Source organism: Candidatus Kryptoniota bacterium, assembly GCA_036567965.1.
Classification (GTDB): domain Bacteria; phylum Bacteroidota; class Ignavibacteria; order Kryptoniales; family JAKASW01; genus JAKASW01.
In genome coordinates, this window is the sequence record DATCTN010000026.1 from 108,095 (window position 1) to 129,924 (window position 21,830).

A 21,830-nucleotide genomic window follows, 5' to 3' on the forward strand; every position below is an offset into this window, starting at 1 on the left:
CAAATGGCAGAGGAAAATTTGCAGGAGCTGACAACCGATAACGAGCTCGTGTCGAGAGCACAGAGAGGCGACATGAACGCGTTCGAAAATCTAGTTGAAAAATACAACCGCCACGTCCTGTCGCTGGCGTTTTCGTACGCGAGGAACTCGGATGATGCAAAGGATATCTACCAGGAGACACTGATCCGCGCGTTCAGGGCGATTGGTAAGTTCGAGTTCAGGAGTGAATTCTCAACATGGCTTTACAGGATCGCGACGAACGTCTGCCTCAGTTTCAAATCGAGTCAGAATCGTGACGCGGAAGTATTCAAGAGGGACATCATGAAAGGCGATGACGACGCGGACGGCAGATCGATCATATCCGAGTCAGCAGGGCCGGACTCCGTCGAAGGAGAATACATGCGCATGGAACTTGCGAAACATATTGAGCGTGCGCTTTCAGTACTGTCACCGATGCAGAGGCTGGTCTTCACGATGAAACATTACGAGGGATATAAATTGAAAGAGATTGCGTCAATCTCAAATTGCACCATCGGTACAATCAAGAAGCATTTGTACATGGCCGTGCGGCGGTTACAGGAAGAACTTGTCGAGGTTTTTGAGTAGGAGAATATGAACATGAGACACAGGAAATATGAAAGCCTTATCGTACTGAGGCACTACAAAGAGATTTCTCCAGTTGAGGACAGGAAACTTGATAATCATCTTTCGTCCTGTTCGCGGTGCAGAGAATTCCGCGATGAACTGGCGCGCATCATGCCTGTCGGGTCACCTTCCTCGCAGGGAGTAGTCGAAAGTACGCTTGAAGAAGCGAGAAAGAGTTTCCGCCGCGTTTTGCGCGACGAAAATCCGCATACAATCCGCGTCACAAGACTAAGTTGGCGCGGCTCTGAGACGCGGCGGTTTCAGGTGCCCGCTTACGCACTTGCTGTGGTATCGGTGGTTATGCTTGCAGTGGGAGCTCTTACAAGTTATGTCCTCGTCAACCGGAAGCCGGCTGCCACGATCGGGGGCGCGGGATTTCTCTCTGAACTTTCTACTCAAAACCAGGACAGCGTGGCCATAAACGACGTCAAGTTTATTTCGACGGATCAGAAAACGGGTGAAGTGAGATTCTCATTCAATTTCATGAAGCGTTACGAAATGAAAGGCTCCCTCGAAGATCGCAACATTCAAAAGGTGCTTGCGTATGCGCTTGTAAATTCCGACAACCCTGGAACGCGTCTTCGAACGATCGGTATGCTCGATGCTTCGCCCAGTGCCAGGCCGGACGCTCAGATCAAGGAAGCACTCCTCCGCGCTGTCCTGTCGGACGACAATGTCGGGGTGAGACGTCAGGCATTGGTCGCGCTTCAAAAACTTCCGTTCGACAACGATGTCAGAGATGCCGTCCTCTCGGTGTTGAAGAATGACAACAATCCGGGACTGCGTGTTGCGGCAATCAATTTGATTTCCGAAAAGGAGTTCACTTCGGGTACGTCGTCCGCTAAGGCCGCAAGAGTCGATCCGAAAGTGCTGGATATCTTAAAGGAAAAATCATCTTCAGACCAAAATAAATATGTCAGACTAAAAGCAGCAGATATGCTGAAGGAAATCACGGAGCTCTAAAATGAAAAAGACTTATGTAGTATCCGCATTGTTGGCTTTACTGTTTGCGACCGTTGCTGCAGTCAAGGCCGACTCAAATTCGGATTTGCAGAAAACATTCAACGTGTCTAACGGTGGTAAACTCGTCGTCTCGGTCGGAAGCGGCGACATCAGGATCAGGGTGTGGGACAAGACTCAAGTGCAGATGACTGTGAGTAATATCGGCGACGATGCGGACCGCGTCGAATCTGATCAGGAAGGCAATACGGTGACAGTCAGATACCGTTCTCATAGCGGATGGTGGTCCTCGAATCGCGATTTGAGGTTTGAATTCTTTGTACCGCAAAGCTTCAATGTTGATCTAACCACATCAGGAGGCGACGTAGAAATCAGCGGCACGCTCGCGGGAAACGCGGAAATGTCCACTTCCGGGGGCGATCTCAAAATAGATGAGGTCGATGGTACGCTTCAGGGAAGGACATCCGGCGGAGACGTGGTCGTGCGCAACGTTCAGAAGGACGCCACCCTCACCACTTCCGGCGGCGATATCCAGGTAGATCGCGCCGGCAGTAAGCTGGAAATTACTACATCCGGTGGTGAGATAACTGTGGGAACTGTCGGAAAGGATCTCGATGCCTCCACGGCAGGCGGAGACATATCGATACAGAAAGTCGGAGGAGAACTGCGTGCCTCCACTGCAAGCGGCGATATCTCTGTCGGGAAAGTCGGCGGAAGCATTTCCGTCAACACGTCAGGTGGCGATATCACTCTTAGCTCCGGGAACGGCAGGATTTCCGCGAATACCTCCGGCGGAGATGTGACTATATCGGATGTCGTCGGATCAGTCGATGTAAATTCCTCCGGCGGCACGATTAAAGTCGGGTTCACGCCTAAGGGAGACGAATCCAGCCGGATCGAATCAAGTGGCGGCGATGTATACCTCTACATTCCGTCCGACGCAAAAGTCACAGTGCACGCCCAGGTATATGGCGGAGACGAGGAATCCATCGTTTCAGATTTTCCTGTCACTCTGCACAAGAGATCGAGTGGATTTGGAAATCAAAATGCGGAAGTCACGCTGAACGGCGGCGGCCCGGAGATCTATTTGCAGACCTCATCGGGAAGCATCTACATCCAGAAACTCAGTTCATTTTCACGCTAAAAAAGGAAGGAGAGTCGCGATGAAAGCTCTACTCGCAGGAATTACTATGACTTTTTTGTCGGTGTGCACTGCTTACACTATGACCGGCGGCAACGGGCTGAAGGAAGAATTCCACAAGTCATACCCGCTTGCTTCGAAGGGAACGATCAGTCTCCAGAACGTGAATGGTGATGTCGAAATAAAAGTTTGGGACAAGAATGAAGTGAAGGTGGATGCCGTCAAGTATGCTGACGATCAGGAAGATATGGATCAACTAAAGATAGAGGTCGACGCCACTCAGAACTCGGTCGATATCGACACCCAATATCCTGATGAGGACCATTCTCATGGCCATCACGGGAGTGTAAGTGTTGATTATATCCTGACCGTTCCTAAGGACGCTGAACTGGATGAAATCAAAACCGTGAACGGATCCGTCGAGATCTCGGGCTCGGAAGGATCGGTCAGGGCGTCGAGCGTAAACGGTTCGGTGGAGGCTTCCGGTCTGAAAGCGTCGTGCGAGCTTAAGTCGGTGAACGGAAAGGTAAGTGCCGAGTTTGTTTCTCTTCCGTCCGATGCTCGTGCGAGACTCGGCTCGGTAAACGGCACGGTGACCATTAAGATTCCGGCGGACGCGAACGCCAGTGTTAAGGCAAGCACCCAGTCCGGACATGTCAGTAACGATTTCGGCCTGACATCATATGAGAAGCATCATGACGACTGGGGGGTCAGGATCGGTGATTCGATCAAAGGCGATATTGGAAAAGGCGGAGCCGACGTCGACTTGAACAGCGTGAACGGCAGCGTAAGAATCCTGAAAAACGAAGGAAGCAACTAATTTGAAAGCCCGCCGGTCCGTGTACTGTACCATGATGTTTGTGCTGCTGTTGGCAGGCTCGACACCCGGAGCCGACGGAAAGTCGCCGCTGCGGGTCCATGCCGTCAGGACGACTTCTGTCATACGTATCGACGGAATCTTATCTGAGACGGTCTGGAAGGGACCGGGGTTTACAGACTTTACCGAACGTGATCCGAATGAAGGGACAAAACCGAGCCAGCGCACCGAAGTGTGGGTGGCGTATGACGACGAGAATATTTATGTGGCGGCCAGGATGTTCGACACTTCGCCCGATTCGATTGTTGCAAGACTCGGAAGACGCGACATGGACCTGTCTGCCGACAAGTTCATGGTCGGTTTTGATCCCTACAACGACGGGAGGTCCGGCTTCTATTTCGGAGTCAACGCCGCCGGAACTATTTATGACGGCACGCTTTACAATGACGACTGGAACGACAACAGCTGGGACGGCGTGTGGGAATCCAAAACCAGGATCGATTCCCTCGGCTGGATAGTTGAAATGAGGATCCCCTTCTCACAGCTGCGATTCCATAAGTCGGATTCGCTTGTTTGGGGAATAGACTTCGAACGATTTATCGGTAGAAATAACGAAGACGATTATGCGGTCTATACCCCGAAAAATTCCAGCGGGTTTGTATCCAGGTTCGCGAAACTCGACGGGATCCACGACGTCGATGCCAGACGCCCGATAGAAATTCTTCCCTATTTCACGACGAAAGCTGAGTATCTCAATCCCGGCGAAGGGAATCCGTTCAACGATGGCTCAAGATATACGCCGGGATTTGGAGGCGACTTCAAACTTGGAATCGGAAACAACCTGACTCTCGATGCTACTGTCAATCCCGACTTCGGACAGGTCGAGGTCGATCCTGCGGTGGTTAATCTCAGCGATGTGGAAACATATTACCAGGAAAAGCGGCCGTTCTTCATCGAGGGCGCGGAGATATTCACCAACTTCGGGTATGGCGGCGCGAACAACAACTGGAGCTTTAACTTCTCCAATCCTAATTTCTTCTACAGCAGACGAATAGGACGTACACCTCAGGGAAGCGTTCCTTCTTCCGCACTTTTCGTGGACGAACCTGCAGGTACGCAGATAATCACTGCCGCGAAGATGACTGGAAAGATCGGTGAAGGATGGACACTCGGCGCCATTAGCGCGGTGACTGCAAGCGAAACCGCAAGAGTCGACACCTCCGGCACCATATTCAATGTGCCCATTGAGCCGCTCACTTACTACGGAGTCGCAAGGCTCCGAAAGGAACTCAACGACGGTCGGCAGGGAATCGGTTTCATCACAACTTTGTCCGAAAGTGACTTCCAATCCTCCTCTCTTCGCGATCAGCTCAACTCCAGCTCGCTTGCTTTCGCTGTGGATGGATGGACTTTTCTTGATCAGGACAAGGTGTGGGTTGTGAACGGCTGGACCGGGTTCAGCCACGTTCGCGGCGACTCTGCGAGAATGGTTGCTCTCCAGGAGGATCCTATCCATTACTTCCAACGGCCCGACGCAGGCTACGTTCATATGGACAGCTCGGCAAGGTCGCTTACAGGATATGCAGGACGGTTCGCCCTTAATAAGCAGAAGGGTGACTTCTACGTCAATGCTGCTTTCGGATTTATCAATCCTGCCTTCGATGTCAACGATCTCGGATTCATGTGGCGGGACGATATGTTGAACGGACACATCGTTCTGGGCTATCAGTGGTCCCAACCCGGAGAGTTCACCCGAAACGCCAATGTCTACTTTGCGACCTACAGGACATATGACTTCGGCGGCAAACCGACCTGGATCGGATATTTCGTCCAGACGAATGTGACTTTTCTGAATTATTATTCGGCTTATGGATACTTCGCCTTTAATCCACAAACTTATAATGACTTCGAAACTCGCGGCGGACCGCGAATGCTTAATCTCCCAGGTTGGGAAACTGATTGGCAACTGCAAAGTGACAATCGGAAGGAAGTGATGGCCTCCTTTGAGGTTCATTCGCTCAAATATCAAACGGGAGACCGGGACCTGTACCTGGTTCCCGGAATCACATGGAAACCGGGAAGCAATCTTTCGATCGCGTTCATGCCGAGTTATGATTTATCGACCTCAGGTGCGCAATGGGTCGGAAATTTTACCGATCCGTATGCCACCTCGACCTATGGGACTAGATACGTTTTCGGAACAATGGACCAGAGTACTTTCTCGGCTACCATTCGAGTTGATTGGGCCTTCACACCTCAACTTACACTTCAGATGTATCTCCAGCCACTTATGTCGGCCGGAAAGTATACCGGTCTCAGGGAGCTCTCGCGCCCGGCATCTTATGACTTCAACACGTACGGCAAGAACGGTTCTATACTGTCTTTTGAAGATGGAACTTACACAGTAGACCCTGACGGTAACGGTCCAGCTCAACCATTCTCGTTCTCCGATCCTAATTTCAATTTCAAATCGCTCCGCGGAGACGCTGTCCTACGATGGGAATTCCTCCCTGGTTCAACAATGTACTTCGTCTGGACGCAGAACCGAGTCAACACGGATTATCCCGGCAATCTTGCGTTCTACCGGGATTTCAAAAGTCTCCTGACCACACGCGGCGATAACGTTTTCATGATCAAGATTAGTTATTGGTTCAATCCCTGAGAGCTTCGTTTCAAATCGGATAGCACGCTAAAGAAATGTAATGCGGAGGAGCCAGCACCTCCGCTTTGCATTTTACGCTGAGCTCTGCGGTCCGCCAGCCGTAAAGTTACTTCCAACATAATTTTATTCTCTCTACTCGATTCTCTTTAATCCCATCGAGCGTCTGTTTATATTTATTCAATACTGCAACCGAATTGTGAATCCCATTTCTGAATTTAAGGATGATTTGATCGACCGACGAAACACGGATCGCTAAGATGGAGGAAGAATGGATGTCGGAATTTTGAACCGCAAGATTGTTGAAGACAAGAAAGGAGGTCAACTCCTTCTGGATTTGAGCAACGATTTTAAGATCAGGATATATCGCGATTCCTTAAATGAATCGGACGGTTGCACGTTCCTTATCGGACGCGAAGGATTTGTGAAATCGCTCTATCTCATTTCTGTGGGCGAAGTGAGTCCTCTGTTCAGGAAATTCGAGGGAGAAATTGTAGAGTCTTCCGGCAGCGGAGACAAGCTGAGGATCATGAGGTGTGGAATGACTCATTCCAACGCGCTCAGACTTCAGGAGCTCTTTCCGTTTACACGCGCGACAGCTGTCGGACTGACAAACTCTTTCGGCTTTGGCGACAGGCTGGGTCTCGCGAACGCCGGACATCTCCGTGCGCTGAAAGGATACAGGTTTAAACCTATCCTGGCACAGCAGTCGATCAGAGAATTGACCAGAACAAATCGAACTCCAGAAGATGTGATGGACGCTGCCGTGTGGGCCGTCTTCCAGGAAGGATACAAAGATGGGTTCGGTGCTGATGCAGACCATCTTAAGCGGACTGATGACATCGACAGGTTGATCAAGGCAGGATTCCGTACATTCACCTTCGATCCAAGCGACTTCGTAGTGAATGGAGTCGAAGAGCTGAGTCTGGACGAAGTGAAAAGGAAAGTAGCGCTGCTTCCGTGGAAGGACTTGCAGGATAACGTCCAGGTGCTTCTGTCGCGTTACGAGAAAAAAACTTTCAAGATCTCTGACGGTTTTTCGATTGCGCCTGCCGGCGAAGAAATTTTTCGGGCTGCACTGAAATATTGCGCCGCACTCGTTCATATCAGGAATTTGTATTCCCATCTGAAGAAGAATTACTCGGATATCAAATACGAAGTCGAAGTCTCGATTGACGAAACCGACACGATCACATCGCCATTCGAGCATTTCTTTATCGTGACGGAATTGAAGCGGCTCGGAGTCATTTTTGTTAGCCTTGCCCCTCGCTTTATCGGTGACTTTGAGAAAGGAATCGATTATAAGGGGGATCTCGGGCTGTTCAGAAGGGAATATGAAAAGCACGCAAACATCTCTGTCCATTTTGGGGACTACAAGATTAGTCTGCACTCCGGGAGTGATAAGCTAAGTGCGTATAAAGAGATAGGGAAGCTGAACGTCGGCCTCATCCATATAAAAACTGCCGGCACCAGCTACCTCGAGGCGCTCAAAGTCGTCGCGAACAAAAACTATTCACTCTTCAGAGAAATCCTCGACTTTTCCGTCGGATTGTACGCTGACGAGAAGAAAAGCTACCACGTTTCGGCAGATGTCAAAAAACTGAAGCGCGGCAAAGAGTATCGAGATGACGAGCTGGCAGGACTTTTCAACTCGAACGATGTCAGGCAAATACTTCACGTCACTTACGGCAGGGTGCTTACGGAGAAAAATAAAGAAGGGAATTTCCTTTTCAGAGATCGGATCTACAAATGCCTGATCGAAAACGAAGAATTGCATTATCGAATTCTTTTCGATCATTTCAGGAAACATCTGGAGCCGTTCAGGAACCTGGCCTGAACCCTGATTAGAAATGAACGCCCTCCGTTTTTCTCGTATCGAAATTTCCGGTTTTCTTATTATTTTATTCTTAAAGTTACCGGTAAACCTTTCGGAAATTTCTTTGAATCTATAGGACTGAGAAATGAACAATTATTCATTTGAACATTTGAGAGGAAGGTCGTGCGCGATAACCGGCGGCGCAGGCGTGATCGGTACTTCCATAGTGAAGTGTCTGGCGTCCGTCGGCGTGAAAGTAGCCGTGCTGGATCTCGTGAAAGATCTCGCGGACAAAACGGCGAAGACCCTCGTGGATGAAACGGGAACGGAAGCGATTGGCGTCGAGGCAAATGTTCTCGACAAGGATTCTCTTGTCCGTGCTAAAGAACTTATCGGCAAGAAATTCGGAAAACTGGACATCCTTGTAAACTGCGCCGGCGGCAACTCGCCTCAGGCGACTACGCTGGCGGAATTTGTTGACAAGGATAATCTTGATAAACTTCAAGACACTTTTTACGGTTTAAGTATAGAAGGCTTCAGAAAAGTCTTCGACCTAAATTTTATCGGGACATTACTTCCGACAATGGTTTTGACAAAGGATATGGTTGAGAAAGGCGGCGGTACCGTCTTAAATGTGTCATCGATGAATTCGTTCCGACCGTTAACGAAGATCCCGGCATACTCAGCAGCTAAAGCATCTATCAATAATTTCACGGAATGGCTCGCCGTTCACCTGGCGAAAGTTAATATTCGAGTGAACGCGATCGCCCCGGGGTTTTTCCTTACAAATCAGAATAGATTCCTCTTGACTGACGAGAAGACGGGAAAACTGACGGCACGAGGAAACAAGATCCTCGCCGCGACACCCATGGGAAAGTTCGGGGAGCCTGAAGACCTTCAAGGCGCGGTACTCTATCTCGTGTCCGACCTTTCAAAATTCGTGACCGGTGTCGTCATCCCTATAGACGGCGGGTTTAACGTGTACTCCGGAGTCTAGCTGAATGATCTACTACAGCAGGGGATCGGTCGACGACAAGATTTCTGGTGAAGAATTACGGTCGGGGCTTCATGACGCCTTTGAAAAGATCGGCAAGCGAAACAAGGTAGTCGCCGTTCCGCCCGACATCACGAGGTTTCATTCACAGTCAGGAATCATTACAGAAATCGCTTGGGAATATTATAAATCCAATCTGACCGATATTCTCCCGGCAATCGGTACTCATTCACCAATGACTGAGAAAGAAATCGAGACGATGTTCGGCAAAACGCCGAAGAGTCTTTTCAGGATTCACGACTGGAGAAAAGGTTTTTCAACTTTGGGCGAGGTCCCGTGCGAATTTGTCCAGCAAGTCTCAGGTGGTGCAGTTGACTATTCCATTCCCATCCAGGTCGATAAGCTTCTGGTAGAAGGGAAATTCGATCTTATACTTTCAATCGGTCAGGTGGTGCCTCATGAAGTTATCGGGATGGCGGGTCACAATAAAAATATTTTCATAGGTACCGGCGGATCTGAAGCGATAAACAAGAGCCACTTCCTGGGCGCGGCATTCGGGATGGAAAGGATGATGGGTCGCGCGGATACTCCCGTAAAACGCGTCCTCAATTACGGCTCCGATCATTTCGCGGATGGACTTCCGATCATATATATCCTTACGGTGGTTGGGAGAGACACCGACGGTTCACTCGCGATAAGAGGGCTGTACATAGGTGACGATGTAGAGTGTTTCAACCTTGCCGCATCGTTGTCGCTTAAAGTGAATTTCACTATGCTGGAACAGCCGCTGAAGAAAGCTGTCGTGTACCTCGATCCGTCTGAATTCAAAACGACATGGCTTGGGAATAAATCGGTTTACCGTACCAGGATGGCGCTCGCGGACGGTGGAGAGCTGATTGTTCTTGCCCCCGGGCTGAAACGATTCGGCGAGGATTCGGGTATTGACGCGCTCATTAGAAAGTACGGCTACGTAGGCACTCCGAAGGTGCTCGAGCTTGTGAAGAAGAATCGTGACTTGCAGGAGAGCCTCAGCGCAGCTGCTCACCTCATCCACGGATCCTCCGAAGGGAGATTTTCAATTACGTATTGTCCCGGAGATATTTCCAGAACTGAAATGGAAGGTGTGGGTTTCAGGTATGCCGACCTCGGAAAGATGTTAAAGAAATATGACCCTTCCACGATGAAGGACGGCTTCAATACACTTCCCGGCGGCGACGAAATATATTACATCTCCAATCCCGCACTCGGTCTATGGGCATACAGGGGCCGCTTCTCTTGAAATCTAGTTGAATCGAACCAGGAGTTAAAATGGATAAAATGAACTTCGGACTCATCGGTGTTGGCGTGATGGGTCAAAATCTCGCTCTGAATATCGAAAGAAACGGATTTTCAGTCGCGGTATACGACCGCGCTCTCGATAAAGTCAATGAGTTCACAAAAGGAAAAGCGTCCGGCAAAAGGATCATCGGCGCAACCAGTATAGAATCATTTTTGCAGCAGCTTGAGCGTCCCCGGCGAATCGTCCTCCTCGTAAACGCGGGCAAGCCGGTGGATGATGTAATCGATGGGTTACGACCGCAGTTGGGCAAAGGCGACATCATTATAGACGGCGGTAACTCATTCTTTCTGGACACGGAACGCCGCGCGGCGGATTTAGAGAAGCACGGAATATTTTTCGTCGGTTCGGGAGTGTCGGGCGGCGAGGAAGGCGCGCTGAAAGGACCGAGTCTCATGCCCGGCGGTGCAAAGGAAGCATACGACATAATTTCTCCGGTGCTCACGAAGATCGCTGCACACGTCAACGGTGAACCATGCTGCACTTACATCGGTCCGCGAGGCGCCGGCCACTACGTGAAGATGGTCCACAATGGAATCGAATACGCCATCATGCAGCTCATTTGCGAGACTTACGATATACTCAAGACCGGTTACGGACTCCCGGCTCCTGAAATCGCGAAGATATTCGATAAGTGGAACCAAACCGAATTGAATTCATATCTATTCGAGATTACGAGTAAAGTTCTAAACAAGATCGATGATGTCACCCATAAACCCCTTGTCGATTTCATTTTGGATACTGCCGAGCAGAAAGGAACCGGGAAATGGACTTCTCAGAATGCTTTTGATCTCGGCACTCCGATCCCGACCATCAATGCCGCCGTTGAGTCACGAATGCTCTCGAGTTTCAAAGACCAAAGAGTGAAGGCCTCGCGCATACTCCGCGGACCGGACGCGCACCCTGCTGAAAAGGAAGAGTCGATGATAAATGAAGTACGCGACGCTCTTCACGCTTCCATAATTGCCAGCTATTCGCAGGGGATGGCATTGATGCAGGCCGCGTCGGCGGAATACAAGTATGATTTGAAGGTCGACCAGATCGCCGCGATCTGGAGAGGCGGGTGCATAATCCGTGCGAAGATTCTTGAGGAAATCAGGCAGGCTTATCGCAGGAACCCGTCACTCCAAAACATGATGACGGACGACTACTTCAGCGGAACTCTAAACAAACTCCAGGCGCCGTGGAGGCGCACCGTTCAGATCGCGAGCGGAGCTGGAATACCGGTGCTTGCGATGAGTGCGTCACTGTCGTACTACGATGCTTACAGGCGCGAAAGGCTTCCAGCGAACCTCCTTCAGGGCCAGCGCGATTTCTTCGGCGCCCACACGTACAGGAGAATCGACAAAGAGGGAATTTTCCACACGAAGTGGGAAGAGTGAATGAAGTTTATAGTCGATCGTAATATTCCTCTCGTTCAACAGGCTTTCGAAGGACTGGGGGATGTGACCGCCCTCGAGACCGGAGATTTTACCAAAGACACCGTTCGTGATGCCGATGTCCTGGTAGTCAGGTCCGAGACAAAAGTCAACGCAGCTCTTCTCGACGGATCCTGCGTCAAGTTCGTCGGCACAGCAACGATCGGTACCGATCACATCGATCTCGATTACCTCCAATCAAGAGGGATCGGATTCGCCAGCGCGCCGGGCTCGAACTCGAACTCGGTGAAGGAATATGTCGCCGCAGCACTCCTTCACCTTGCGGCACGGGAGAAATACAATCTCAAGGGGAGGACCATCGGAGTCGTGGGAGTTGGAAATGTAGGGAGCAAGGTGGTAAAGGCAGCGGAAGCGCTCGGACTCCATGTGGTTCAAAACGATCCTCCGCTCGCGGAGCGGACTGGCGACAAACATTTCGTCGGTCTTGATGATGCGCTGAAGTGCGATATCGTCACTCTTCATGTGCCGCTCACGAAGGAGGGATCGCACCCGACTTTTCATCTGATCGGAAGTGAACAGTTTGCCAAGATGAAAAAGGATTCGGTCTTCATCAACACTTCGCGCGGGGCTGTGGTAGACACAACAGCTCTCAAGAAGGCGATCCGTGACGGAAATGTGTCGGGTTCCGTGATCGATGTTTGGGAACATGAACCTCTAATCGATTGCGAATTGCTCTATATGGTCTCGCTTTCCACGCCGCACATCGCCGGTTATTCCACGGAAGGAAAAGTGAACGCCGTGACTGCTGTCAGGAAAGCAGTGTGTGAACATTTTAAGATTAAGTCTGAATGGGACCCGCACGATCTGATCGGACCGCCGCCCGTTCCTGATGTGAAGGTGTCGCCCGATGAGGCTCAGCCGGAAGAAATCCTTGATCTGGTTGTATCGGAAGTTTACGACATAACATACGACAACACTCATCTCCAACAGCTAGTCGGCATGCCCGAAAAGGATCGCGCCGGATATTTCAGGAAATTGCGAAGTGGCTACCGGGTACGCCGCGAGTTCTCGAACACTACGGTCCATCTTCCCCGCGAGCATGCAGGCCTTTCGCGTGTTCTTTCGTCTCTCGGTTTCAAACTAAACGTATAAATTCAAAAGGAGCAAGCAATGAGCAGCGGGTTGAATATTCGGAAAGAAGGTGCGCTCGATCTTGTGTCACTAGGGGCTTTGGTGCACCGCCTCGATCCGGGAATCATACCTTTCAGGAAAGCGACAGAATGTCAAATACATGTAAGCGGCGGCGAGTACAATGTCGCAGCGAATCTCTCGGATTGTTTCCGAATGAACACCGGTATCGCGACCGCGCTCGTGGAATATCCAATCGGTGAGCTCATCGCGGAACGTGTGAAGGCAATGGGAGTGAAGCCGTTCTACAAATATTTCAAACATAACGGTGTGAACGGACCGAACCATGCGACTGTCTACAGCGACCGCGGACAAGGAGTGAGAGCGCCTGTTGTATTTTACAATCGTGCAAACGAGGCGGGCGCGCTTCTGAAGCCGGGCGACTTCGACTGGGAGAAGATTTTTTCGGGCGGGGTGAGATGGTTCCATAGCGGCGGGATATTTGCCGCGCTCTCGCCGACGACCGGTGAATTGATCGTTGAGGGAATGAAAGCCGCGAAAAAAGCCGGCGCGGTCGTGAGCTTCGATCTCAACTTCCGCGAAAAGTTGTGGAATATCTGGGGCGGTCAGCAGAAAGCGGTGGAGATTGTCGCGCGCATCGTACAGAATGTGGATGTCCTCGTCGGGAACGAAGAAGATTTGCAAAAAGGTCTGGGTGTTCCGGGACCTGAAGTGGCGTCGAAATCGAAGCTCGACCCGACCGCCTTCTTCGGTATGATCGATAAAGTCGTCGCCAAGCATCCGAATGTGAAAGTCGTCGCTACGACTCTTCGCGAAGTGCACTCCACGAATCGCCACGGCTGGGGCGCAGTCGCCTGGGTCGACGGTAAAACTTATTCATCTCCCACGTGCGATCTGGACGTATTCGATCGCGTCGGCGGTGGTGACGGCTTCGCGAGCGGGTTCTTCTACGGGCTCCTGACCGGTGAATCGCCCGAAGAATCAGTCAAACTCGGCTGGGCGCACGGCGCGCTCCTGACTACTTTTCCGGGCGATACCACCATGGCGACACTCGAGCAAGTCCGGTCATTCGCCAAGGGCGGATCTGCTCGCATCCAGAGATGAAGACGCGGCGTTCCAGAACGGAAGCACTTCTGAAAATTGAAATTTAGACGGCGTACAATCCGATTGATCGTACGGGCCGAGCGTGCATCTGACGAATTAAGGAGGTCGAGTTGAAACCTGAATCGTCTCACTCTTTTGTGGAATCGGCTGGAATCAGCTGGAAAAATGCGGGCGAGGGGATGAAAAGAAAAATCCTGAGCTACGATTCCCAGATTATGATGGTACACGTTGAATTCATCAAGGGCGCCGTCGGCACAATTCACACTCACCCGCACAGGCAAATCACATTCGTCGAGTCGGGAAAGTTTGAAGTGCGAGTCGGTGACCAGAAACGGGTGCTGTCAAAGGGCGACAGTTTTATAGTCGCGCCGGACGTCCCACACGGTGTCATCGCGCTCGAAGCAGGCGAGCTCGTGGATGTATTCACACCGGCAAGATACGATTTTCTTTAATTGCGGCCGCGGATCTATTGAAATATACGGCGAGGCGTTTATCCATCGCCTCACGAACGTCGTCAGTCCAGCGCAAACCCGCAATTCAGACAAGGAGGCTGTGAAATGGAACTAAGGTATTCACCAGGCAACGTCGCTTACAGGACGATGACCACAAGCGAGTTGAGGAGTGCCTTCCTCGCGGACAATCTCTTCACCGCTGGAAAAATAAACATGATCTATTTCGACATGGATCGAGCGATAGTCGGAGGCGCCCTGCCTACGAAAAAGTCGCTTTCAATTGAAAGCAGCAAGAAGGAAATGGCGGCAGATTATTTCACAGAACGAAGAGAGATCGGGATATTTAACGTGGGCGGCAGCGGAAAGATAAAGACTGACGGCAACATCCTCAGTGTGAGGCATAAGGACGCTGCCTATATCGGAAAGGGCACGAAGGAAATCGTTCTCTCAAGTGACAGTGGTTCCAACCCCGCGATCTTTTATTTCGTGAGTTATCCCGCGCACGCCGCGTACCCGACCACACTTATGAAGTTCGGAGAAGTGTACTCTGCAAAACTCGGGACTGCAAACGAGGCGAATGTCCGGACATTGAACAGGTACATTCACACGAAAGGCGTTAAGAGCTCTCAGCTCGTCATGGGACTCACCGAGCTGGAGCCGGGAAGTGTGTGGAACACGATGCCACCACACACTCACCAGAGAAGGACCGAGATATATTTCTATTTCAATCTCAAAGAGAATTCCGCCGTGTTTCACATGATGGGCGAGCCGTCGGAAACGAGGCACATCGTTGTGCGAAATAATCAGGCCGTGGTCTCACCAAGCTGGTCAATACACACTGGTGTGGCAACTCAGAATTATTCATTCATCTGGGCAATGGGAGGAGAGAACCAGGAATTCGAAGACATGGATGGCGTCGACATGGCGTCAATGAAATAATGTGCGAATGAATTCCAGGAAAATCAGGGAGCGGATTTATGATACTCGATAAGTTCAGATTGGATAACAAAGTCGCGATCGTCACCGGATCGAACCAGGGAATCGGGATGGCGTACGCGATCGCACTCGCCGAAGCCGGCGCCGACATCGTAAGCGTTTCAAACCAGAAAGATTTTGCCGCGGTTGAAAAGGAAATCAAGAGCCGCGGCCGTAAATTCAAATCGTACGTCTCAGATTTCTCGAAGCGAAAATCTCTTTACAGCTTCGTTAAGAAAGTGAAGTCGGATTTTCCCACGATCGACATCCTGGTGAATAATGCCGGGACGATTATGAGAAAACCGATTTCGGAACATCCCGACGACTACTGGGACAGGGTCATCGAAGTAAATCTCTCCGCACAGTTCATACTGACAAGGGAGATCGGTAAAGAAATGGCAAAAAGGGGAAGTGGAAAGATCGTTTTCATCGCGTCTCTCCTGGCGTTCCAGGGAGGAATCCTCGTGCCCGGATACTCTGCCTCGAAGGGGGGAGTGAGGCAACTGACCATGGCATTCTCGAATGAATGGGCGTCGAAGGGAGTTAATGTCAATGCGATCGCGCCGGGATATATCGCGACGGACAACACCGCGGCGCTTCGTGCCGATCCGGAAAGGAACAAGGCGATTCAGGACAGGATCCCGCAGGGAAGATGGGGAACGCCGGAAGACTTGATGGGAACTGTCGTGTTTCTCTGTTCTGATGCTTCGAACTACCTGAACGGAAGTGTCGTGACAGTTGACGGCGGCTGGATGGGGAGATGAATTTTTCTATAAGTGAAATCAGAGGAAGATAATGTCTCGAGCTGACGTAGTTCGGAGGATAATTGAGAACGGTGCGGTGGCGGTTATAAGAATGAGTGACCCTGCGAAACTTATCAAAGTGGCGGAGGCAATCCACAAGGGCGGCATAAACGGGATCGAGATTACGATGACTGTCCCGGGCGCGATCAAAATAATCGAACAGGCAAGCAAGACGATTGGTCGAGAGATGAACATTGGCGTTGGCTCGGTACTTGATCCTCAAACCGCTCAGGACGCGATAAACGCGGGGGCGAATTATGTCGTGAGTCCGATATTCAAAAAGGAGATCGTGGAGATCGCTCACAAGAACGATGTTCCCGCATTGCCGGGCGCATTCTCGCCAACAGAAATACAAACCGCCTTTGAAGCTGGTGCGGATATCGTGAAGGTTTTTCCTGCGGACGTTGTCGGAATGGCATTCTTCAAAGGAATTCTTGCGCCGATGCCCCACTTGAAGTTGATGCCGACCGGCGGAGTGACTTTGAAGAACGCGGGCGAATGGCTGAAAGCGGGCGCGTGCGCGGTCGGAGTCGGCTCGGCACTCCTCGACAAGAAAGCGATCGACGGGGAAGACTATGGACAACTCACCGAAAATGCTAGGACGCTCATGAGCAGTATCGCTCAGTTCAGGTCGTCCGTGAAGAAATCATGATTATTTCTAATTTGATTTACAGAACGCGACGGAGAAAATAAATGGGATTGAAAATCAAATCCGCTTCAGACTGCGAGTTCGACTTGATGTCACTCGGAGAATGCATGATCAGGCTGAGTCCACCGGGACATCAGCGGATCGAATTGACAGCAGTGTTCGAAGCTTATGCTGGCGGCGGCGAGTATAATGTCGCTTACGCGCTGTCGAGGTACGGATTGAAGACCGGCTGGGTATCGCGACTCGTGAACAATCCGCTCGGGAATTTCATACGCAATCACGCACGCGCAAGCGGAATGGACATCAGCGAAGTAATCTGGGTGCCGTATGATGGTTCGGGGAGACAGGACAGGATCGGACTAAACTTCACTGAAGTTGGCATCGGTGTCCGCGCGAGCGTGACGATGTACGATCGCGGCAATACTGCCGTCGCTCACATGAAGCCGGGCGAAGTCGACTGGAAGCGAATATTCTCCAAACGGAAAGTACGCTGGTTCCATACGGGCGGAATATTTCCCGCGCTCAGCGACAGTTGTGCTGAAGTCGCGCTTGAGGCGATGAAAGCCGCCCACGAATCGGGTGCAGTTGTCAGTTACGATTTGAATTTCAGGAGCAACCTCTGGTCGAGCGCCCGAGCCATCGAAGTGACGAAGAAGCTGATCAAGTTCATAGATGTCCTGATCGGGAATGAAGAGGATTTTCAGAAGGTGCTCGGATTCAAAGTCGAAGGCACAGACGAGAATCTGAAGAAGCTTCCCGTCGAAGGATATAAGGCGATGGTGAAGAACGTCGTCGCGGATTATCCTCACATACAGCTTGTGGGCACGACGCTGCGTGAAGTGGTGAGCGGCCTCGCGAACAATTGGTCCGCTATAATGTACTACGACGGAAATTTCTACGAGTCGCGGCGGTACGAGCATCTTGAGATCGAGGACCGTGTCGGCGGCGGGGACGGGTTCTGCAGCGGTCTTGTATACGGCTTTCTGACAGGACTTACTCCGCAGGAGTGCGTGGAAATGGGCGCGGCACACGGTGCACTTCTCCAAAGCACTCGCGGCGACACGAGTATGGTGACGATGGACGAAGTGAAGCACGTTATGAAGGGCGGGAGCGCGAGAATAAAAAGATAGGAGCCTTTCTCTTAGCTCACTTCCTGCATCTGAGTTGTAATCCCGATTTTCTTCAAGAGCTCAAACGGAAGCTCCCCGCCCGCGAATATGAACACGAATTCGTTCCTGATTTCCCGATCGCCTTCGGGCGTCGCGATGACGACACTCTCTTCGCGAATCTCTTTCACTTCAGAATTGAAAATCACGTTTGCTTTCTTCTTCGATATCATCTCGCCAATCTGATCCCGGTTCCGCTCTTTGATTCGAGTGAATTCCCCCTTCCGGTAAGAGAGCGTGATCGTGTTGTTCTTCTGGAGACTCAATCCAACAGCGGCCTCTATCGCCGAGTCTCCTCCGCCCACGATCAGGATCGAATTGTTATTGTATGTCGATGTGTCTATCAATCTGTACATGACTTTCGATAATTCCTCGCCCGGCACTCCAAGTTTCCTCGGCGTTCCTCGCCTACCGAGTGCGAGTATCACGTGCCCTGCGGTTAAGGTCAAATCTGAAGTTGTGACTGTGAATATCCCATCTGCTTTCGTTATGTCGAGTACTTTTTCATTGACTTTCACATTTAACGAACACGTCGAGATTATTTGCTGCCAGACCTCCAGGAGCTTTTCCTTTTTCACTTCGGTCAGTTTCAATTTTCCCCAGATCGGCAATTCCACCGGCGCGGTCATTACTACTTTTGCGCGAGGATAATGGAGTATCGATCCGCCGATGTCGCTTTGCTCAAGTATGATGTATCTAAAATTCTTCTCCTGCGCGCTCAGTCCCGAGGCGAGTCCGGCCGGCCCGGCACCTACGATCACGATGTCGTACTCGGCATTTCTCGCTCGCTCCTGTGCCACGATATGCTCGACCGCTGCCTTGCCCTGGGTTACCGCATTCTTTATCAATCCGATTCCGCCGAGCTCACCGACTATATAAATTCCTTTTACACTCGTCTCGTAATTTTCGTCCACGCCCGGTAAATCGGCGTTCCGGCCGGGTTTCGCCATCAGCAGAGTAATCGCGTTCACCGGACACGCATCCGCGCACAAGCCGTGACCAACACACTTCGCACCATGGATGAGAGTCGCTTTTCCTTCGATTATGCCGAGCACGTCTCCTTCCGGGCATGCCTTTACGCATCCGCCGCAGCCGATGCAGTTCGTGACATCAATGTGCGGGTGAACAGTCGACGCCTCGCTGAGTCCGCTGATCTTCAGTTCCTGGAATTTTTTCCGCGCCTTCTCCTCTTTGCGCTTCAGGTAGAGGACGTAGGGGACTACAGTCACAATGATCAGGAATATCGTGGCGAGCGTTGTAATAAAAGTGTCGTTCATGTTCGTAGTAGTAGTTAGCCATTAGCTCTTAGCAATTAGCCATCAGCTAACAGCTAACAGCTAAATCCTAAAAGCTTATCCCAATTTCCGCATTTATTTGTATGCTGTTCATCGTCGCGTCTATTATATCGTCAACTCCAATCGATATAAACCAGCGTGGCGAAATATAATAGTCGACGTAACCGGTAAGAGTCTGGGTCGAGTAGCTCTGCTGAACAGTGGAGACGGTTACGTTGTAGGAATCATATCGGAGAGTCAGCGAAAGTGAATAGAAGAAAGTCCGGTCGAGCTCGAACGAAAAGTCGCCGCCGTTCGTGAAAGCGCCAACAAAACTCGTGTACTGCAGTGCGGCATTCATGCCCGTCTCGAGGAGATCGCGCCCTCTTATCGTGCCTCCCAATGTGCGTTCATTTCGAGCGAATCCCTTTTCGGTCCTGAATGATCCGTTTGCAGAGAGCGTAAATTCGCCCGACAAATCTGCCGTAACGCTTCCTCTGAAACCCTGGAGAATATTCCTGTCGACAAGCGAATCGGGGATAGTTCTCATTGTCTGAAACAGATATACCTCTCGCGACGCGTCGTACCCGAGGTTCGCAAACAGCCATTCAGCGGGATAATAGTTGACAGACAGGAAGGTGTTAGAAAAATTGAACGCGGTCTTCCTCGCTCCGTTTGAGAGCTCGCTCAGGTCTATTTCGGATGATTCATAAACCGAAGTCTTCGGGCCGAGCGAAACCATATTCTGAAGATAGAGGAAATCGCGGTCGAGCTTGCCGCCGACTGTTTGTACCCCGTAGGCGATTGTACCATCATATTGATGCGAAAAGTCTTCAGACGTGTGGTAATTAAGAAATGCGGCTGTCTTCGTTCCGCTGAAATTCAGAACCGACGAGGGAATATTTGCCGCTGCGCCGCCTAGAAGTCCCGCGGTAAATTTGTCGATTCGGTAATAAATCTGCGCGCCGTCGAAAGTGCCCAGCCCGCCGACAAATCTTGATGTTAACCGGCCCAATCCGAATCCGAGTGGAGACTTCTCGTTTTCACGTGTCAGAGAAAAGTCGTAAAGATTTTGCTGGAAACCTTTCCTGTTGCCGTAAAGCGAATAATCATCAGGGGTCGAGTAGAATCCTCTGTCGTAAATTGACAGCGCGGTTCCGGTTCCGAATAGGTTGCCGAGTCTCATCTGCAGCATAAGTGCCGGTTGATTGAGATCGAATTTTGATTCTTCAGCGATTACGCCTTCATATTGGACTGCTATTCTTCCTGTTAAGATGTTTTCGACAGGTACACTGGACTTTTGGATTTGCGGAGCATTGCTCATCGCGTGCCGGCTCTTGTTGTTTGCTTGCTCGGACGCGATCGCCTGCGCCGATTCGTACCATACATCAATTGTTACTGAATCCCCCACAGTGAATTTCGAAAGTGCGCCGTGATACGATGCCGCGCTTGAGCTGTCGGCGATTGCAGTGATTATTGCGCTGCCTAGCTCGCTGCCGTTCTTGAATATGCGGGCTGTATCCCCCACCGAAATGTGATCGAGATTTCCCGCGCCCATGTAGATATTTGTCCCCGAGATGTAAGTAATACGGGAATGAACTTCCTTCTTTTGTTGAGTCTGTGCGGAGGCAGCGCCGATCAATGATATAAGCAGGAAGATCGTTTGTTTCATCCGCCGCCTGTCGGGTGACAGTTGTAACAGGCGCTGCTCTGGTAGACGTAACCTCGAACGTTTGAGTGCTGTGGATCGGTTCTCCCGTGAGTGTGCTCGTGGCATGTCGTGCACGCGAGCGCCTGGAACCCGGCGGGAGTATCAGCTGTGTGACAATCCGTGCATTTGTTCCATACTCCGGGACTGTGTCTGTTTCCCGCGTGGATCGGGAAGTAAGGGTGAGGGAAAAACGCGGCTGGCTGCCATGTGAGAGAACGGTGGCATGTTCCGCACATTACCGAATAACCTGCCGCTGAGTGATTGGGCTCCTGTGTGGAATTGTATTCCGTCTGATGACACGCCACGCATTCGCTCGGAGTTCCACGATACCGGTTGCCCACATGGCACGAAAGACACGGGACCGCATCATGCGCACCTCTGGTGGGAAACTGTGTAATGTTGTGATCGAAACTCGATTGCCATGAGATCCCGTCGATGCGGTGACATTGAGTGCAATCGGTGCCGAAACCGGCAAGCCGGTGGTCCACTGCCACTGCCGCGTCGTAATCTTTTTGATGACAGAAGTAACAGTTCTTGGGTGTGCCGGTAAATTTCAAGTCAGTGTGGCAGCTCCGGCAGGAGATCGCGCGGTGCTGGCCGTAAAGTTTGAAGCTGGTATTTGAATGGTCGAATTTCATCGGAGATGTCAGCACGGTCCAGCTGCCGGTTGTGTGGCAGTCGGTGCACTCCATCGCGATCTTCCCATGTGGAGATTCCTGTGCGAGCACGGTGGAGCACCACAATATTGTCGTGACAACGAATATAAATGGTCTCATTTTGAATCTCTCAATTGTCTGCTG

General features: G+C 51.0%; 19 protein-coding genes. 16 read left to right on the top strand and 3 right to left on the bottom strand.

The features are described 5' to 3' along the window. The first annotated feature begins 3 nt into the window (after window positions 1-3). The 16 genes from VIS48_11170 (at window position 4) to VIS48_11245 (ending at window position 18,009) form a co-directional block, all read left to right on the top strand. The gene (locus VIS48_11170) at window positions 4-606 is read left to right on the top strand and encodes a sigma-70 family RNA polymerase sigma factor (protein ID HEY9166710.1); all 603 of its coding nucleotides are present in this window, start codon (window positions 4-6) and stop codon (window positions 604-606) included. A gap of 12 nt (window positions 607-618) precedes the next feature. After that, window positions 619-1,608, top strand: coding sequence for a HEAT repeat domain-containing protein (locus VIS48_11175; protein HEY9166711.1), 990 nt, complete (start codon window positions 619-621; stop codon window positions 1,606-1,608). A 1-nt stretch (window position 1,609) separates the two neighbouring features. Next, the gene (locus VIS48_11180; protein ID HEY9166712.1) at window positions 1,610-2,749 is read left to right on the top strand and encodes a DUF4097 family beta strand repeat-containing protein; all 1,140 of its coding nucleotides are present in this window, start codon (window positions 1,610-1,612) and stop codon (window positions 2,747-2,749) included. A gap of 19 nt (window positions 2,750-2,768) precedes the next feature. After that, window positions 2,769-3,566, top strand: a complete 798-nt coding sequence (locus tag VIS48_11185; GenBank protein ID HEY9166713.1) for a DUF4097 family beta strand repeat-containing protein — start codon at window positions 2,769-2,771, stop codon at window positions 3,564-3,566. A 1-nt stretch (window position 3,567) separates the two neighbouring features. Then, window positions 3,568-6,225 (top strand): DUF5916 domain-containing protein, encoded by a 2,658-nt coding sequence (locus VIS48_11190; GenBank protein HEY9166714.1) that lies wholly within the window; start codon window positions 3,568-3,570, stop codon window positions 6,223-6,225. Between the two features lie 268 nt (window positions 6,226-6,493). Continuing rightward, the gene (locus tag VIS48_11195; GenBank protein HEY9166715.1) at window positions 6,494-8,059 is read left to right on the top strand and encodes a tagaturonate epimerase family protein; all 1,566 of its coding nucleotides are present in this window, start codon (window positions 6,494-6,496) and stop codon (window positions 8,057-8,059) included. Between the two features lie 124 nt (window positions 8,060-8,183). Next, window positions 8,184-9,035 (top strand): SDR family oxidoreductase, encoded by an 852-nt coding sequence (locus tag VIS48_11200; GenBank protein ID HEY9166716.1) that lies wholly within the window; start codon window positions 8,184-8,186, stop codon window positions 9,033-9,035. A 4-nt stretch (window positions 9,036-9,039) separates the two neighbouring features. Continuing rightward, complete coding sequence (locus VIS48_11205) at window positions 9,040-10,311, top strand: lactate racemase domain-containing protein (GenBank protein HEY9166717.1); 1,272 nt, start codon at window positions 9,040-9,042, stop codon at window positions 10,309-10,311. A gap of 29 nt (window positions 10,312-10,340) precedes the next feature. Next, complete coding sequence (gndA, locus tag VIS48_11210) at window positions 10,341-11,750, top strand: NADP-dependent phosphogluconate dehydrogenase (GenBank protein HEY9166718.1); 1,410 nt, start codon at window positions 10,341-10,343, stop codon at window positions 11,748-11,750. Continuing rightward, window positions 11,751-12,899 carry a 4-phosphoerythronate dehydrogenase gene (locus tag VIS48_11215; GenBank protein ID HEY9166719.1) on the top strand — a complete coding sequence of 383 codons (1,149 nt, stop codon included), beginning with the start codon at window positions 11,751-11,753 and terminating at the stop codon, window positions 12,897-12,899. A gap of 18 nt (window positions 12,900-12,917) precedes the next feature. Beyond that, entirely contained in the window at window positions 12,918-14,000 is a 1,083-nt protein-coding gene (locus tag VIS48_11220; GenBank protein HEY9166720.1) for a sugar kinase, read from the top strand. A gap of 110 nt (window positions 14,001-14,110) precedes the next feature. After that, window positions 14,111-14,452, top strand: coding sequence for a cupin domain-containing protein (locus VIS48_11225; protein ID HEY9166721.1), 342 nt, complete (start codon window positions 14,111-14,113; stop codon window positions 14,450-14,452). Between the two features lie 105 nt (window positions 14,453-14,557). Beyond that, window positions 14,558-15,391 carry a 5-dehydro-4-deoxy-D-glucuronate isomerase gene (gene kduI, locus VIS48_11230; GenBank protein HEY9166722.1) on the top strand — a complete coding sequence of 278 codons (834 nt, stop codon included), beginning with the start codon at window positions 14,558-14,560 and terminating at the stop codon, window positions 15,389-15,391. Between the two features lie 38 nt (window positions 15,392-15,429). Further along, entirely contained in the window at window positions 15,430-16,191 is a 762-nt protein-coding gene (locus VIS48_11235) for an SDR family NAD(P)-dependent oxidoreductase (GenBank protein HEY9166723.1), read from the top strand. 31 nt (window positions 16,192-16,222) lie between these two features. Next, the gene (gene eda, locus VIS48_11240; GenBank protein ID HEY9166724.1) at window positions 16,223-16,882 is read left to right on the top strand and encodes a bifunctional 4-hydroxy-2-oxoglutarate aldolase/2-dehydro-3-deoxy-phosphogluconate aldolase; all 660 of its coding nucleotides are present in this window, start codon (window positions 16,223-16,225) and stop codon (window positions 16,880-16,882) included. A gap of 41 nt (window positions 16,883-16,923) precedes the next feature. Then, entirely contained in the window at window positions 16,924-18,009 is a 1,086-nt protein-coding gene (locus VIS48_11245; protein ID HEY9166725.1) for a sugar kinase, read from the top strand. A gap of 11 nt (window positions 18,010-18,020) precedes the next feature. On the opposite strand, the gene VIS48_11250 is transcribed toward VIS48_11245, so the two are convergent. The 3 genes from VIS48_11250 to VIS48_11260 form a co-directional block, all read right to left on the bottom strand. Next, entirely contained in the window at window positions 18,021-19,322 is a 1,302-nt protein-coding gene (locus VIS48_11250; protein ID HEY9166726.1) for an NAD(P)-binding domain-containing protein, read from the bottom strand. 67 nt (window positions 19,323-19,389) lie between these two features. Then, window positions 19,390-20,991, bottom strand: coding sequence for a hypothetical protein (locus VIS48_11255; GenBank protein HEY9166727.1), 1,602 nt, complete (start codon window positions 20,989-20,991; stop codon window positions 19,390-19,392). Then, window positions 20,988-21,806, bottom strand: a complete 819-nt coding sequence (locus tag VIS48_11260; GenBank protein HEY9166728.1) for a hypothetical protein — start codon at window positions 21,804-21,806, stop codon at window positions 20,988-20,990. The genes VIS48_11255 and VIS48_11260 overlap by 4 nt, the downstream gene beginning before the upstream one ends. Window positions 21,807-21,830: the final 24 nt, after the last annotated feature.